Below are 16119 nucleotides of genomic sequence, written 5' to 3'. Positions count from 1 at the left end.
CAATAAAAAGCACTTTCCAAACTCAAGATTTAAAAGGTGCTTTTATAAGGTTTATATCTTTACCAACGAATTAGACAGTCGGCAAAGCATGCAATAGTTGGTCAGTTAACTGATTTACCGATGTGAAAGAAATCGTGTTAATCAAACTACCGCCCGTTGGGTCAGGTTCACCAACAGCAATACCTTCATTCGAGCCTACCGAGCCGAGAATATTTCCTAAAATTGTATCAATACCAAGGCTGTTATCGTCAGAACTACCATTGTCGATAGAGATTATTCCATCTAGACCACCTAAGAATCCACCGTCGCCACTGTCAACGCCACCAATAATCGTAGTGATTGAACCCAAGAGACCACCGTTTTCAGTCACAAGGTCATCACCTACAATATGCTGAATAATAGTAGAAGCCGTTGAACCATTAGTAAGCAGTGTATTAATTACACCAATGAACGAGCCACTTGCTCCATCAAGGTCAACGCCTGCAAGGTCAGAAATAGCCTCAAGCGTACCGTTAACACTATCGCGTGAAGTCTCAAAAAGTAGTTTTCCAAGGTCAGCAAAATCACCTACAGGATGCTCTGCACCTGGGAATACCCCAATAATTGTGTCGGCAATCGTATCAATACCTGTGTTGATCAAACCTGTTTTTAGGCTCTCTAAATTTTGTAGAACGTCGATACCGCTTTGAATAATACCTGTAATTGGATTATCGCCTAGATCACCACCAATACCGCCAATCCCACCGATAATGCCAGTAATCGGACTTAGAATGTCGCCATCACCACCAATGCCATCGATGATGCCAGTAATTGGGTTTAAGATATCTCCATCACCGCTAATACCACCAATAACGCCAGTAATCGGACCTAAGATATCGCCTGTACCTTCACCACCAATAAATGAGAAAGAGTTGCCTAATACATTAATTGGTGTGGTGATAGGAGCAATAACATCAACATCATCGCCATTACCGTTGCCAATACCGTAATTATGTTCGCCGTTACCTGATGAAATGCCATTTAATAAGCCATCACCAGAGCCATTGCCTGAATCACCAGAACCAATTACACCACCTGAAGTGTTGCCGTTATTGGTTGTGTCGTTGTCATTGACTGTATTTGAAGTAGTTGTCGGTGAAATATTGATCGAGTCAGTCGAAGAGCCACCTATACCTGATAAAGCATTACCTAAGATGTTCAAGTCACCAGTAAATGGAAGCGTAAAGTCTGCATCGTCACCATTTCCGTTGCCAATACCATAGTTATGTTCGCCATTGCCAGAAGCAGCACCATTGAGTAAACCATCGCCAGAGCCATTACCAGAATCGCCAATGAGCCCGCTCGAATTAGCATTATCAATAGTGTCGTTATCATTGACTGTGTTAGTCGTTGTGGTTGGTGCAATATTTACTGAGTCACTAGATGAGCTACCAAAGCCTGAAATCGAGTTTCCAGAAAAGTTGAGTACGCCAGTCAGTGGGAATGTGAAGTCTGCATCATCACCATTTCCGTTACCAATACCGTAGTTATGTTCGCCATTGCCAGAAGCAGCGCCATTGAGTAGGCCGTCACCAGAACCGTTTCCAGAACTTCCGCCAACAAGTGCACCACCATCATTGCCATTATCAGTCACGTCATTGTCATTAACTGTGTTAGTGCTTGTGGTTGGGGCAGTATTAATCGAACTAGAAGATGAGTTTCCAATGAGCGAGAAAGAGTTACCAGAGAAATTCAAAACACCAGTAATTGGGGCAGTGATATCAGCATCATCACCGTTGCCATTACCAATACCGAAGTTTTGTTCGCCGTTGCCAGAAGCCGCACCGTTTAATAGTCCATCGCCAGAGCCATTTCCTGAGCCACCGCCAATTCCGCCACTGTTGCCATTATCAATAGTGTCGTTGTCATTGACCGTATTTGAAGTCGTTGTTGGGGCTGTGTTGACTGAACTTGATGAAGAATCACCAATTAAGGTAAATGAATTTCCAGATAAGTTCAGAACACCGGTAATTGGGGCAGTAATATCAACATCGTCGCCGTTACCATTGCCAATACCGTAGTTGTGTTCACCATTACCCGAAGCTGGGCCATTGCCCGCGCCATCACCAGAACCATTGCCGGAGCTGCCAAGTGCACTCACGCCACTATCACCATTGCCGTTATCGGTGGTGTCATTGTCATTAACTGTATTTGAAGTAGTGGTTGGTGAGGTATTCACTGAACTAGAAGATGAGTTGCCAATTAAAGTAATTGAATTACCAGAAAGGTTGAGGGGAATAGTAATTGGCGCGGTAATGCTTGCATCATCAGCAATACCATTTCCGATTCCGTAATTATGTTCTCCGTTTCCAGAAGCAATTCCATTGAGCAAGCCATCACCAGAACCATTGCCTGCACCCGAGCCATTACCATTATCGGTGGTGTCGTTGTCATTGACTGTGTTCGATGTATTGGTCGAAGAGTTGTTGACCGAGCTTGAAGATGAATCACCAATTAATGTGATTGAGTTACCCGCAAGATTAATTGGAATTAAAAGTGGGGCAGTAATGCTTGCGTCATCAGCAATGCCATTACCAATCCCAAAATTTTGTTCGCCGTTACCTGAAGCGATGCCGTTTAATAGGCCATCGCCAGAGCCATTGCCTGCACCGCCACCAACTGTAGAACCATTACCGTTAATAGTAGTGTCGTTGTCGTTAACATTATTTGACGTGGTTGTTGGAGAAGTATTGACTGAACTAGAAGATGAGTTGCCTATGAGTGTAATTGAATTACCAGAGAGGTTGAGGGGAATGGTAATTGGGGCAGTAATACTGGCGTCATCACCAATTCCATTTCCAATACCGTAGTTATGTTCACCATTACCTGAGGCTGCGCCATTTAATAGCCCATCGCCAGAGCCATTACCTAAATTATTGCTTGTGTTACTGTTTTCAGGAAGTGGGATAATATTAGTAATCGAAGATAAAATACTTTTAATAAACATAATCTATTTCCATGTGATTTGTTTGAGACGTTTTTATTACTATTGTTTTATTATGTGCGTTAAACCACATAATTGAGGAAGAGTATTTAATTTTTTACTATTTGGTGTCAAGTTGTGTAATGGGTCACTGCTAATAGCGAAAATTTTTAAATATATTCAAAATCAACTAAATAAAAAGTACGATTATTTTTGATAACATTTTTAAACACAAAAAAGAGGTGAGTTAATAAAAATATTTTAAGAATAAAATAATATATTTATTTTTAAAATATAGAATAAATATGATTTATCTTATTGAAATAAAATATTTTTATTAAATATGGAAATTCTAATTTTTTATAAATTATTGTTTTTTATATTAGTTTTATATTGAGTGGTTAATTTAATAATATTAATTTAAATAATTTTAATGACTTAAATAATAGGGGAGGCTTTGTAATATTTTTAATTAATTATCTTTTTTAATTTGTAAAATAAACGTATTGATAGGAGCTGTTGTAATAATAATTTGGTATATGTACGCCGTCGGCTGAGATTTCCTTCGTTTAAAAACTAAATTGGGTCAGCCGACACCTTAATTTAAAGTATTAAAAAATCTTTTTTTTTAAACAAGAGAATTTCTATATTTATAAAATATTCTTATATTTATATTATTTGTTTTTAAAATTATAAAATATATTTTAATGGTTTGAATATTAATCTGAATTTATTGAAATTAAATAATTTTAATAATAAAAAAGCCACTCGAATAGAGCGGCTCTTTTGATTTGATCGAAAAACGACAATTGAAACTTCCTTGGTGGTACATATAAATCAATGACTTAGAATTTGGTGCGACAATTGAAATGTGCATAAAACGACAATTGAAACTTCCTTATTTTGCTAAAACGACAATTGAAACTTCCTTTTTTTAGCACTTTAAAATTGTTCAAGTGAGTTTTTTTATAAATAGATCTTTGCTCCAAAATGAGCCGATATCGATATAAAAACAATTGTCTAGCTGGATAGGGGCTTTTACGATTGTATGTCCTAGATAGACTTCATCTATATTTCGGACAGTTTCATGATCTTCACAATAGTTACGAATACGATCTCGGCCCCATAGCGCTTTTTGATAACATGACTGTAGTCCAGATATTTGATAATTACCTTGCTCAACGTCTTTCTTGAATAACTCCCAATCATTGCAATCTATATCTGCATGAACAAAGCCAATTTTTTTGCTAAAGGTTTTTAGCTCTATAAGAATTGGAAGTTGAGAAAAGGCAGAAGAAATTTCTAATTGTTTATTTTGTGGTAATGAGTAGAACCATTCACCACCATTCCTTAAGTGTATATCCCGAATTCTAAGATCAGTTTTTCCTAAGATACACATTTCCTCATGATTCCCCCGAATCATAGTGAACCATGGTTGGTTGATAAGGGTTAGACAATCGATATTTTCGGGACCTTTATCTATTAGATCACCCACTGATATGAGCAAATCATTATCAAAGTTAAAATTGTGTTCCTCTAATTTCTGCATTAGAAGAGAATAACAACCGTGGATATCACCTACGACAAAAATATGTCCTTTAGAATGGGATAGGTAATGAGTAAACATAGTCTTTTCTCTTGTAAAGCGGTTGAAGAGTGTAATCATCAACAGATTTTAAAACTAATACTTTTGAAATATTCATTCCTGTTTTCTAATAAGGCACTCGGAGATATAGATCAATAGAACTTCTAAAGTTAGCTATATAGCTAACTTTATTCATTATTTATAGAATGTTAGCCATATAGCTAACTTTGTATGAGAGGAATACGATGGCGCATAGAGGCCAGATAGGTGAAAAAGTAAAAGAAGCAAGAAAAAGCAAAGGCTATACGCAACAGAAACTATCTGAATTAACTAGAATCAACAAAACAACCATATCTGAAATTGAGAATGGTCGTTTTACAGGGTCTTTTGATATCTTTGAACGTCTACTGGATGAAGTTGGATTACAGTTTGAAGTCGTGCAAAAGAAGCATATTTTACCTGATTGGGATGAAATTGAAGCGCTGTTTGCAGAGAAGAATTAATAAATATTACTTTAAATCCAGTTAAAAATTTTACATTAATTATCAGGTAACAACTCTTTAGGATCAGCATCTAAAATATTAGAGATTTCGTACAGTTTTAATATCGTAATATTGACCTCACCTCTTTCAATTCGGCCTAGATAACTGCGATCTATATTGCAGAGTAATGCCAATTTTTCCTGACTGATTTCTTTCTCTTTACGTTTTTTACGAATTAATTGTCCAACTTTTATAGATAAATCTTGCATAAATTCTATTCACATAAAGAATAGAACTATTATTTTTTGCGGATTAATAGTCCACGGATTATAATCCTCATTTTTAATGTTATAAGTGAATTAAAAATGAGCAAAATTCCATTAAGTATAATTACCTTTTTCAGTTTGACTTTAGTTGGTTGCCAACAAATGCAGGAAGCTGCAAATTCAACCGTAAAAACTATTTCAAAAGGAGTTCAAGCTTATGATGGGTGGGTGAGTAATGGTACAGTTAAGGTTTGGAACGATATGCGAGATGAAAATATTCGCAATAAGTTCTTGGTACTTTCTTCACAAGGCAATAATAACGTCATCACTCTAAACTCAGCTTTATTAAAGGATAAGTACAAATTAGAGAAACGAACTTTCGATGCCATCTTTCTAGAAAAATATATTACTCACCAAGCTAATTTTTCAGAAGCAAACCGTAGAATTAATAATGGTATTTATGTTTCAGAAAAGGACTTGGCTGCACAACTTTTTATTGAGCAGGCATTAGCTAGAGGTAATGAAGTTCGCTTATATAAAAAAGATGTAAATGCATCATTGAATAATAATTTAAGACAAGCGATTACAGCCTTTAATGGTGCATCTAATCGTTATGATGTAGATCCAGCTCTAATTGAATTTGATAAAAAGGGTAGTCCAGTTGCGATTATGACTCGTTCTTGGCAAACCATCTCAGCAATTGGAGTCGATAGCCGTATATACACCAATATTTACTTTGGTGCAGATATGATGCGTTGGTTTGAAAATAATTATACCAATCGTTACTTGGAAAATAATTTAATTCGGACATATCGTTAATTTACTAGGGTTTAAACTTTAATAAAGCGTAGGAAAGACTAGTACTTTCCTACGCTTATCTATACTTTGGCTAAGTAGCCTATTGTTCATTTTCTATTTCATTTGTTGATCTTATATCTGTATGTCTAAACTGACTTTACCCTTTTACCATGAATTTTTTGAAATCCTTGAGAGTAATGAAATATTGAATTGGAGAGCAAATGATTTCGTCCAAGCCATTTTTGATAAAAGAAAAAACATGGGAGATCAGGACCGCCAGTTAATCTACAGAGGCCTAGCTATTTTGGTTGAGTGTAAATATTTAAAGCGTGAAAAGAAAGCCGAGAACAATAGGATATATAGATATAGTGAGGCTCTTAGACTTAAAGTACATAAGGAAAATATTCAGCAAGAGAAAATAAAAGCAGTATTACTTACCGAGCAAAATATTATTGAAAAATCATTGCAGAGAAACAAGGTAGAACAAATTCTTATTCAGGATATTGTCCATAAACATCCTGACTTTGAAAATTTCTTACATAAATATGATCGATGTATTTCTAAGAGAATAGTTGAACTGGAAACTAAAGTTCTTTTTATTAAATCTGTATTGAATGATATTGATCTCTAGATAAATATTTATAAATGAACCTTCATTTTTACTGAGAATGAAAATTTAGCTGATTTTTTTTTAATCTATTGTATACTCGCGCTTAGAAAATGATTGAGCTAGATTCAGACTAGTTAAAAATAAACAAATCATTCTTAGCTAATATTAATTGTGTATTCATGAGATTAAATTCGGGTAGAGCATGAGTAAAGGCCTTACAAAAAATGCAGCATTGACTACAGCTTTAGCATTTCATTATCAATTTTTAATCGGAATTAATAAATGTTTTTCTTTAGAAAGTGATCAGTCTATTTTTTTTGAAAGAGATGGGGATGTGAGTGTGTCGGGTGAAAAACCTGAAAATTCAGTCCAAATTGAGGTAAAAAACTATGCAGATACTCTAGGTGATCATCATGAAAATTTTTGGAAAACTTTAAAAAACTGGTTAGACCCCAAATTTGAACATGAAAAATATGGAGCTTTAGTTCTTCATACAACACAGCCATTTGGGGTTACAACCCGATTTAAGGATTGGAATACCTTAGATGCTCAACAACGTTTTAATGTACTTCAAGAAATATACAGTGAACGTACTAAAGATGAGTTAGAGGCAAAAAAACCTAAAGCAGTAGTTACATTCCAAAAAGAAGTGATGGAGACGGACTCTAATAAGCTAATTCAAGTCATCGCGAAAGTTAATCTTTATATAGAGGCCGATGATCATGAAGCAATAAAGAGAACTATTTTAGAACGTCCTATAGGTATTCCAAAGAATAATCAAGAACGTTATTTGGATGGTCTAATCGGCTTTGTTTATAATTTGGCGGGCAAAACATCGTGGGAAGTGAGAAAAAAGGATTTTGATGCAAAATGTGAAGAACTTACAGCAACTTACTGTAAAAAGGATTTTACATTTCCTCCATTTATTGGATATGAAGCTACCGATACTGAACTAGAAGTTCATCAAACAAAATTATTCGTTCAGAAGATACATGATATTGATCATCACTCTTGTGTTGATGAAGCAATTAGTAATTATATTGAACTACAGAACTCTTTAACTGAACAGTTGCATGAACATCCTTTATATGCGGCTAAAACAAAGGATTATCAAAAAAAAGTTATTAAAATTTTAAAAATTAACTACTCAACTGCACAGTTAGAAGCAGTTGATTTGTTAAAATCTTCAAAGCTTTTTTATAATAAAACAATGGTAGAAACTCCACTACCAATTGATGGTCACTTGCCTCCTATAGAATATAAAAATGGTCTTATTCATGATGCTATGGATGACGAGAAACAAGTTTTGAAATGGAAAGTTGAACCATGAGTAGTATTATTGATGATATCTACACCATTCACTATAATCCATTCAAGTATGGGGATTATATTGCTAGTTTTTATAATAATTTAGAGCCTAAAGAAAATAATCTTTTGCTTTCTCAATTGGTTATACCGTTATGTAGTCACCCTATATTCTCTCAAAGATTAAAAAATATTAAAAAAAATAGTACGCTTTGGACTATTTTTAAAAAAAGAGAGGATTTTTTTGATCTACAAGAACGAATTGATGAATTCAAAAATCTTACAGAACAAACAATATATTATTGTTTAGCCAATGAATGGTTAGATTTTAATAGTGATAATTTAACGCTTATTTTCAATACCTATAATACTCAGTCCTTTACTGTTCAGAAGAATGCAACTCTTCTAGCTCGTTTATTAAGTGATTATTCAGTTGTCGAAATTTATGATTTTTTAGGGGTTCAGCCACGATGAAAACTTTTATACATGAACTGGGTGTGTTGGACAAATTAGGTCGGAAGCATGTTGTTCGATTTAAACAGGGTCTAAATGTTGTAACAGGAAAATCTTCAACGGGTAAAAGTGCTCTCATTGAAATTTTTGATTATTGCTTTGGAAGTAGTGAATATACGGTACCCAAAGGTGTAATTACTGAAAGTGCTGATACATATTATGTATATTTACAAATAGAAGAGCATCATATTGTTATCGCTCGTCGTCCAGCGATGAACAATAAAGCATTCCTAAGAAAAGTAGAGGGTTACGATACAGAAATTATAAATAAAGGCTATTTTGATGACTCTTATTTTAGGCCGATTGAAGATTTTAAGAAGAGCCTCCGTAGTTATTTCATAATAATTAATGATGTTGATGAATCATTATTTGGGAGAGAAAAACGTTCTAATCGTAAATCACCTACACCTACAATACGTAGCTTTACCTCATTTATGCTTCAACATCAGAATTTGATTGCAAATAAGCATGCTCTTTTTTATCGATTTGATGAAAAAGAAAAACGCGATCAGATTATTGATCACATCAAAATGTTTCTGGGATTCGTTGATCAAGATTTCTTCATCTTTTCTCAAGAGCGCGAACAATTATTATCTCAATTGAATGGTTTGAAGCGTGAACAAGACGCGAAGAAAAAGGTAGTAGAGAAGCATAAAGAACACATTGCTCCGATGTTAGATTATTTATACTCATTGATGGGAAGTCGTGAGGAACTGATTCCAATTAACCAAGTTTTATGGAATCCTCAACAAGCAATACATACTTTAGAGCGCCTAATTGTACCTGAACGTATTGTTCACAGTTCTAATGCTTCTACCGAGTATTATATTGAACTCAAAAAACATTTGAATGCAAAGACAGCCGAGCTAAGGGCACTGCAAAGACAAGCTTCTTCAATAAATCATCATATAAGAGAAGAAGATAGATTTATTGAGAATAGTCAGAAATTTACTGCACCTGATAAAGTTCATATCGCAACAATTACATGTCCTTTTTGTCAAACTGAGCAACATCAATTAAGTGATAGTGCTAAAAAACTACAGAATGCTATTACTAAAATTTCTCATAATGTAACTTCACTACGACCAATGAGAGCAAAATTTCAAACTTCATTGGCAGACGTTAATCGCAAGATTGAAGAAATGTCCGAGAAGGTGAATTATTTAAGTGATCAGGTTAAAAAAATTGAAATTACAGAAAAGCAAATTGAAAAAGAAAAAAGCTTGTATGAAACTATTTTAAAAACTAAAGCCAATTTAATTGTAATGTTGGAAACTCTGAATTCTACAAACGAAAGTGAGCTAGACGAACAAGTTACAGGCTTACGTAAAAGGCTTAAAGAAGTTGAGGAAAAATTAGAGAAATACAATGTAAAAAAAGATTTAGAGGCTGCATCAGCTAAAGTAAATCAATACATGAAGGAAATTGGTGAATATTTCGAGTTTGAGGATAGCTATAGACCAATTAACTTGCACTTTTCGTTTGAGACTTTTGACCTTTACCATGAAACTGATAATGAAAAGATTTATTTAAGATCAATGGGGAGTGGAGCGAATTGGCTTTACAGCCATGTGACACTGTTTTTAGCATTACATAAATATTTCGCAGAATTAGGTCATGAGTGTGCTATTCCAACTATCTTATTTTTGGATCAGCCAACACAAGTATATTTCCCAAACTTTAAGCGCGATAATTCCGAGACATTCGATCAACAAAAAGCTCTAGATAAGCAAAATCGTTCTGCGAGTGAACGTGAGATTGATGAAGATATCAAAGCAGTAGAGAATCTGTTTAGTAGACTATCAATTTACTGTCAAGAAATTGAGGCAAAAGAAGGTTTTTCGCCCCAGATTATTGTTTCTGATCATGCGGATGATCTTACTCTGTCAAATGGAGTGTCATTTGATAGTTTAGTAAATGGGAATAGATGGAGAAAAAGAGGCTTAATACATCCAGTTCCTCCTTATGCACTACTCTAAATAAAAGTTTCAGATGTGATCTGGTAAAGATTTAAGTCTTTGCTAGATCATCTAGATAATTGGTTTTAGAGTATTCATCTTTAAGAGCAAAGATATCTTCTTTTTTAAAAAGCCTAATTTTAGGACCTTTGCCAAGATAAACAGGGGTAATGATCTCTTGAGATGCTAAATTTGTGACATGCGAGTTTTGCATACCAAGAAATTTGCTCGCTTCTACACCAGTGAAATAAATTTCTTTAATTTTTAGAACTTCTTCTACTTGTTGTTTTGACACGAGTCGCCATATGCAAAGATCAATTACTTCAATAAAACCCGTGGTTACCCAATACTTGAAAAACCAGTTTTTAGAGACTTGTAAAACTTCTCTAGTCTCATCAATAGTTAAATGATCATTACTATTTGTAAGTCTAAAAATATTATTTACTTTGCTTCGATTAAAGAAGCATTTATGTTCTTTATAATCCCATTTTTCGATTAATCCACATTTTACTAATTTGTTAAACTGCATTTTATTGATTTTAAGTCTGTCGCAAATATATTGAACTTCAAGTTGTAATTTGAATTTCATGAAACTTTTATTCTCTGTTCTTCTTTCATAAGTAATGATATCTAAAATTTGCTCTTTAGTAATATTTTCTAAATCTTTTCTTAAATAGATATTTATTGGTATCTCATTTATTTCTGGACCGTATACTGGAAGAATATTGATAAATTTTAACCGCTTATAAATAATGGCTGGATTGATATCTAATGCTTCTGCAAAGCAACTTGCTAAAATATACTTCTTATTAAATTTCAATAAATCCTTAAGTTTTATAACTTTAATTGTTTTAGAACCAAGTTTTAGTGATTCAACTTGAAAGATATTTGAATGATAAAATAGTTTATTCGCCAGATCATAGTTGATAGCTAACAGCTTAGATAATTGCTTTATATCACAATATTTATCATGTTCAATTACACTGGGGTTTATCTTTTTTTTCTTACCTATTAGGATATCTTCAATAATCTTTGATGATATTTTTGAGGTGGAACTCAAGTCTGGTAGATAATTTCTATGTAAAGTAGATGCAGATAAATTTAAGGCAATACAAGCTAATCGGCGAGAGAAGAAATATTCAGAAGTATCTGTAATAAAATTAATTTTAGATAATTCTGAAAGTATATTGTAGAGACTTTCGGAATTTTTCTTTTCAAATGCAATGAAATAAATTAAAAGTAAGCGAGGGTGAATAATATTAATATTGTCTAGAGCTATCTTTAAAATTGAATTCTGGTATTCAATTTTATTATTAAAATAATAATAAGCTAAAACAATATCGGGAAGACAAATTTGAATATTCGAATATAAAATTCTGGTTGAGTTGATTGTGTTAAATAATTTATTGATTTTATTTAAATTAATTAACGATTTTGCTTCTAAACAACTTATAAACCATTCATTCGCTTTTAGTTCAACAGAATTAATTAATTCATTGCTTTTCTGTTCTCTAAAATCATATTCACAGTGATAGCACAAATGTACAGCACGTCTATTAGCTGTCATGAGTGTGCCGCAGTTCGGACATTCTGATATGAGCTTTGTCTTATGTTCAATGCATAGTGTTAAGTGCTTAAATAACCAAGTTTTTCTAAGATAATGTTTATTAGCTATACAGATAGGGCAGAGCTTTGTTGCATCTGCGCTAAGAAAGTTTTCTGGAAACAGTTGATTGGTAAGTTCTTTTAAATGTCTTTTTGTCGGGCCAACACTCAGAGGGGCAAGTTTTTCATAGTCAGAGTCTAATTCAAGATGGTTAAGTAGAACTCGGAACTTTTCTCGATTTGCAAAGAAAGCATTTAAACTTTTAGTATGCACTTTTAAGTTATAAGCATAGATAAAGCTTGTAGAGGTTCTATAACCGTTTTTTTCTGTTGCACGTAAAATTAAACTTGCTGCTGATTCATCTTCATTCGGGATGGGGATGTAAATTAAAGACATTTCCAAATCTTTCCCATTAGTTCATAAAATTGTTTAGTTCTTTGATTTGCATTTCGAAAGGGTTTCGTTCACATAGCCGCACATAAGCTGTGATATCCATTTCCCAGGCCATCGAAAAATGTTCAATTTTTAATGTATTATTGCCTTCTTCTAGGGCAAATTTTATAGCTTCTTTTACTAAACTCATTACGTAGTCATGATAACCAGCCGTTGCTATATATATTCTTAAAACCATTGAATCATCTGATAATTTTAAAGAGCTAAGCCTAAGTTTTTTATGAATAAATCCATCAACTTCTGTTAAGAAGGGTTTCATATGAACATTTTTTGAATTAATTTTTATTGATAACGGATGAATGAAATATTTATTTTTGAATCTACGACTTTGTTGACTGTCTCTTTCAAAGATTTCAACATAATCGGGTAAAGAAACTAGGCAAATACATATCTTATTTTCATCACTCAGAGTCTTGATCCAATTCGCAATATTTTCATTTGATTTACTAAACTTCATTTTGGAGCTTTGAGTCGAATATATATGATGAAATTCATCAAAAATTATTAATTCAGTACAGCTCTCACTTAATTTTGTTTTTAGTCGAAAGGCTCGGTCACTTCGTGTACCGCTACTTGGATTGATATCATTGAGCTTATGCAGCATTAATGTTGTAAGTGAATCGATCGTACTTCCCGATGGGATTTGTATATAAAATGCAGGATTCTTGCGAATAGAATAATCACTATATTCGACTAGACTAGAACTAAAACTCTGTAGAACTTTTTTGCAAATTGTAGTTTTACCAAGACCACCCTCAGCAATTAACATGCAACTTGTTGCCTTGTTCGGTGAAGCAATTGTTCTTTGCCAACAATCAATAATTCCTGACACGGCATTTCTATATTGATTATGCTGAATTATACAATTATCCAATTTTGCTAACTTTTCATATAAATCAGATTTCATGATCAATCTCCAATTCTTCATATCCGAATCTTTCAAAATCCCCAAAACTTATAATTTCATTGTTTTTCAAAGAACTATCTTTAGTATCTATTTTTTCTTCTTGATTAAACTCAATATTTGATTCTTTTATTACTTTAGCTAGATTTCTTTTCTTTTTACTTGATTTATTAAGTTCTATATCGCTTTGAATAAATTGTCTTAATTTAATTCGTGCATATATATTATTCTTCTCTGGATATTCCTCTAAGTCATTAAGCTTTAATTTATTTTTTATTTCACGTACAGCTTTATGTTCACTAAGAGACAAGCAGTCAGTATATTCTTTTTGAGTTGATTCTGCTTTTATACAAATATCATTGTTTATAAGAACATAAACATAGCTTAAGTCCGATTCATCTACTAGAATTTGAGCCTGTTTAACACCTTTTAACTCATGTGTTTTTAAAGCGTGTGAATAATAATAGATATATTCGAATAAAACTCTTCCATTGTTAATATCTCTTAAATATAGAGTACGGCATAATATATCTGCTTCATCGTGAGATATGCCTTTAGGGGTATATTTTTTTGCTTCTTGATTCCACAAAGCTTGAGGAACTCTATTAATACCTCTGTGAAGTTCTTTATGGTATATATTGATCCAATTCGGAATATAATTCTTTAGTTGTTCTAATGTTACGCTTGCATATTTTTTTGAGTCGTATTCTTCCCTTTCATCGGGGTCAGATAAAGTCGTGCCAGAAATTTTTTTAATCAAACTATTTGTCATATTTTTAAAAAAATTTTCAACGAACGGTTTATTATTTCCAGTTCGAAATTGAGCGGGTAGAATAGTAATATTGAGTGATGAACATAATCTAAAAAATGAATTATTAATATTTTCTGAGCCGTTATCGGGAATTATGGCGGCAGGAATTCCGCCCATCTCATGTTTCGCTGGGCGTGTAATCATATCTTTAAGTGTTTGAAGAGAGCTGAAAGCAGAAGGGGGTAAATACGAGATATAGAATCCCACAATTACTCTTGAGAATCTATCTATAGCAAGTGTTATCCACGCTCTACCAATAACTTCAAAAGTCTGATCATCCAACGCAATGATGTCTAATTTATGAGAGTCAATCTCTACTACGTGTAATAAACCATCGCTTATTTGACTCATTGCTGAGGCTCGAACATATAGTTGTGCATACCGATTTCCATTTTTTCTCAATTTTTGTAAAAATGGATCACTAAATTTTTTCATATATCTTTGAATTGATCGAATTGAATAATGATCATTTTCATAGTGAATTATATTTTTTTCATCTAGTTGTTCATAAATATGACTTTCTAAATCTTTTGCAGTGTTAATTAATGCCGCATTATTTTCATTTTTTAATACATGATATAAAGCTTCAATAATATAAATTGGTTTTCTTTTTGTTGAATTCCCTTTTCTATTGTCAATTAAACATTTTATATCATACGAATCTGATCTATATATTTTAATCCATTTAGATAAAGTTCGAGTTGTAGGAGGATTAGGATCATTGATCTTTTTTGAAATTACATTTATTGTTCTTTCTAAGTTTTCCTTCGATTGACATCTCCTTCCTTTTTTTAAAGATTCATGAACATATGAAAGCCTTCTTTTTATTGTATTAATATCTTTTGGATTTTTAAGAATAGAGTTGTTTTCATAAATTATTTTAATATCTCCTTTGCTGTAAAGTGAATTGATTTTATCTATCGACCAGTAACTATTTATACCACCATGGACTGTTGTAATTCGAAATTTATCTATCAAAAGAAAAGTAACTTCATACTCTCTATTTTTATAGATAAAACGCATGCCAATTGTTGGAGATATGAATAAACTATCCATTAGATTTTCTCCAAAATATTTATTTCTTTAATATTATTTCTGCCGATATGTCTATAAAAAAGGAGATAGTTTAGGTCTTCATATGAGTAATCATAATTTTCAAAATAAGAATACAAATGCTCTAATGGCATACGCTTAGGAAAAGGGATTTCTTTTGCTAACTCAATTCTTTCATCTGATAGTTGATGTGTTCTTATTGATTGATACATTGCTAGCAATCGTTGCCGTTGTCTTAACGTCGGTATATGCCTGTAATCCAAAAGCTTATATTCAATATCCAATTTTTTAAGGTATTTTTTAATTTGATTAAATTTTTCTATTTGTCCATCTGACAGTGAGTCAAGACTTTCTTTGATTTCATGTAGTTCATATTGCTTAAGATTATTCAATATCAAAAAATCTGGAAATGCATGACTATTATTTCCCAGTTCAATTTTTATTGCTTGCGTGCGGTATGCGATAATCGAGCTAAGTCTTTCCAGTTCTATTGCATGCCCAAGTTCTAGTTGGCTTTCAAGTGATAACGCCCCATTATTTTTTATACTCGAGAAGTATGCTGTTCGTTTGCCAAAGCTGCCGTGATATATGTTTCGAACTGCAAAGAATTGATTTGAGAGCGAAGGAGGCGAGTGAAAAGCACATTTAATTTGTTCAAACAGATTTTTCTCAATCTTGATATTCCTGCGAACATTTGGTTTAAACCCCATATTTAATATCTCCTATACATCTTTTTGATAGATGTGTTAAATACGCTCTATAAATTAAAGCGAAGACTTGACTATTTAGTCGCATCTAGAGATACTAAAAATC

Annotated in this window: 13 protein-coding genes; 6 read left to right on the top strand and 7 right to left on the bottom strand. The window is 32.9% G+C overall.

Features of this window, described 5'->3' with window-relative positions; all coding sequences use genetic code 11:
• Positions 1 to 70 precede the first annotated feature (70 nt).
• Positions 71 to 2986, bottom strand: coding sequence for a beta strand repeat-containing protein (locus POD11_RS12155; protein ID WP_262457309.1), 2916 nt, complete (start codon positions 2984 to 2986; stop codon positions 71 to 73).
• Positions 2987 to 3914: 928 nt separating this feature from the next.
• Entirely contained in the window at positions 3915 to 4589 is a 675-nt protein-coding gene (locus POD11_RS12150; RefSeq protein WP_262457308.1) for a metallophosphoesterase, read from the bottom strand.
• A gap of 203 nt (positions 4590 to 4792) precedes the next feature.
• Between POD11_RS12150 and POD11_RS12145 the strand changes: the two genes are divergently transcribed.
• On the top strand, positions 4793 to 5050 hold the full coding sequence (locus POD11_RS12145; RefSeq protein ID WP_262457307.1) for a helix-turn-helix domain-containing protein: 258 nt from the start codon (positions 4793 to 4795) through the stop codon (positions 5048 to 5050).
• A gap of 35 nt (positions 5051 to 5085) precedes the next feature.
• Here the strand turns inward: POD11_RS12145 and POD11_RS12140 are convergent, their stop codons facing one another.
• Entirely contained in the window at positions 5086 to 5298 is a 213-nt protein-coding gene (locus POD11_RS12140) for a helix-turn-helix domain-containing protein (RefSeq protein WP_191015675.1), read from the bottom strand.
• Positions 5299 to 5394: 96 nt separating this feature from the next.
• Here POD11_RS12140 and POD11_RS12135 point away from each other — a divergent pair, with 96 nt between their 5' ends.
• The 5 genes from POD11_RS12135 (at position 5395) to POD11_RS12115 (ending at position 10500) form a co-directional block, all read left to right on the top strand.
• Complete coding sequence (locus POD11_RS12135) at positions 5395 to 6114, top strand: hypothetical protein (protein ID WP_262457306.1); 720 nt, start codon at positions 5395 to 5397, stop codon at positions 6112 to 6114.
• 121 nt (positions 6115 to 6235) lie between these two features.
• Positions 6236 to 6724 (top strand): hypothetical protein, encoded by a 489-nt coding sequence (locus POD11_RS12130; RefSeq protein WP_262457305.1) that lies wholly within the window; start codon positions 6236 to 6238, stop codon positions 6722 to 6724.
• A 181-nt stretch (positions 6725 to 6905) separates the two neighbouring features.
• On the top strand, positions 6906 to 8033 hold the full coding sequence (locus tag POD11_RS12125) for a hypothetical protein (RefSeq protein ID WP_262457304.1): 1128 nt from the start codon (positions 6906 to 6908) through the stop codon (positions 8031 to 8033).
• Positions 8030 to 8482, top strand: a complete 453-nt coding sequence (locus POD11_RS12120; protein ID WP_262457303.1) for a three component ABC system middle component — start codon at positions 8030 to 8032, stop codon at positions 8480 to 8482. The genes POD11_RS12125 and POD11_RS12120 overlap by 4 nt, the downstream gene beginning before the upstream one ends.
• Positions 8479 to 10500: a DUF3732 domain-containing protein gene (locus tag POD11_RS12115; protein WP_262457302.1), complete on the top strand. Its 2022-nt coding sequence runs from the start codon at positions 8479 to 8481 to the stop codon at positions 10498 to 10500. The genes POD11_RS12120 and POD11_RS12115 overlap by 4 nt, the downstream gene beginning before the upstream one ends.
• A 31-nt stretch (positions 10501 to 10531) precedes the next feature.
• Here POD11_RS12115 and POD11_RS12110 read toward each other — a convergent pair whose 3' ends face one another.
• The 4 genes from POD11_RS12110 to POD11_RS12095 are packed head-to-tail and all read right to left on the bottom strand — an operon-like array spanning position 10532 to position 16016.
• Positions 10532 to 12481: a TniQ family protein gene (locus POD11_RS12110; RefSeq protein WP_262457301.1), complete on the bottom strand. Its 1950-nt coding sequence runs from the start codon at positions 12479 to 12481 to the stop codon at positions 10532 to 10534.
• A gap of 16 nt (positions 12482 to 12497) precedes the next feature.
• Positions 12498 to 13445: a TniB family NTP-binding protein gene (locus tag POD11_RS12105; RefSeq protein WP_262457300.1), complete on the bottom strand. Its 948-nt coding sequence runs from the start codon at positions 13443 to 13445 to the stop codon at positions 12498 to 12500.
• Positions 13435 to 15309 carry a transposase gene (locus POD11_RS12100; protein WP_262457299.1) on the bottom strand — a complete coding sequence of 625 codons (1875 nt, stop codon included), beginning with the start codon at positions 15307 to 15309 and terminating at the stop codon, positions 13435 to 13437. The genes POD11_RS12105 and POD11_RS12100 overlap by 11 nt, the downstream gene beginning before the upstream one ends.
• The gene (locus tag POD11_RS12095) at positions 15309 to 16016 is read right to left on the bottom strand and encodes a hypothetical protein (protein WP_262457298.1); all 708 of its coding nucleotides are present in this window, start codon (positions 16014 to 16016) and stop codon (positions 15309 to 15311) included. The genes POD11_RS12100 and POD11_RS12095 overlap by 1 nt, the downstream gene beginning before the upstream one ends.
• Between the last annotated feature and the right edge of the window lie 103 nt (positions 16017 to 16119).

It is taken from the genome of Acinetobacter sp. P1(2023) (assembly GCF_028367635.1).
Classification (GTDB): Bacteria; Pseudomonadota; Gammaproteobacteria; order Pseudomonadales; family Moraxellaceae; genus Acinetobacter; species Acinetobacter pittii_E.
Note: the sequence above shows the minus strand (reverse complement) of the source record. Positions and strands in the feature narration are given on the sequence as shown.

Coding starts and splice junctions, on each gene's coding strand:
- POD11_RS12155 (WP_262457309.1), bottom strand. CDS start 2,986: ATGTTTATTAAAAGTATTTTATCTTCGATTACTAATATTATCCCACTT.
- POD11_RS12150 (WP_262457308.1), bottom strand. CDS start 4,589: ATGTTTACTCATTACCTATCCCATTCTAAAGGACATATTTTTGTCGTA.
- POD11_RS12145 (WP_262457307.1), top strand. CDS start 4,793: ATGGCGCATAGAGGCCAGATAGGTGAAAAAGTAAAAGAAGCAAGAAAA.
- POD11_RS12140 (WP_191015675.1), bottom strand. CDS start 5,298: ATGCAAGATTTATCTATAAAAGTTGGACAATTAATTCGTAAAAAACGT.
- POD11_RS12135 (WP_262457306.1), top strand. CDS start 5,395: ATGAGCAAAATTCCATTAAGTATAATTACCTTTTTCAGTTTGACTTTA.
- POD11_RS12130 (WP_262457305.1), top strand. CDS start 6,236: ATGTCTAAACTGACTTTACCCTTTTACCATGAATTTTTTGAAATCCTT.
- POD11_RS12125 (WP_262457304.1), top strand. CDS start 6,906: ATGAGTAAAGGCCTTACAAAAAATGCAGCATTGACTACAGCTTTAGCA.
- POD11_RS12120 (WP_262457303.1), top strand. CDS start 8,030: ATGAGTAGTATTATTGATGATATCTACACCATTCACTATAATCCATTC.
- POD11_RS12115 (WP_262457302.1), top strand. CDS start 8,479: ATGAAAACTTTTATACATGAACTGGGTGTGTTGGACAAATTAGGTCGG.
- POD11_RS12110 (WP_262457301.1), bottom strand. CDS start 12,481: ATGTCTTTAATTTACATCCCCATCCCGAATGAAGATGAATCAGCAGCA.
- POD11_RS12105 (WP_262457300.1), bottom strand. CDS start 13,445: ATGAAATCTGATTTATATGAAAAGTTAGCAAAATTGGATAATTGTATA.
- POD11_RS12100 (WP_262457299.1), bottom strand. CDS start 15,309: ATGGATAGTTTATTCATATCTCCAACAATTGGCATGCGTTTTATCTAT.
- POD11_RS12095 (WP_262457298.1), bottom strand. CDS start 16,016: ATGGGGTTTAAACCAAATGTTCGCAGGAATATCAAGATTGAGAAAAAT.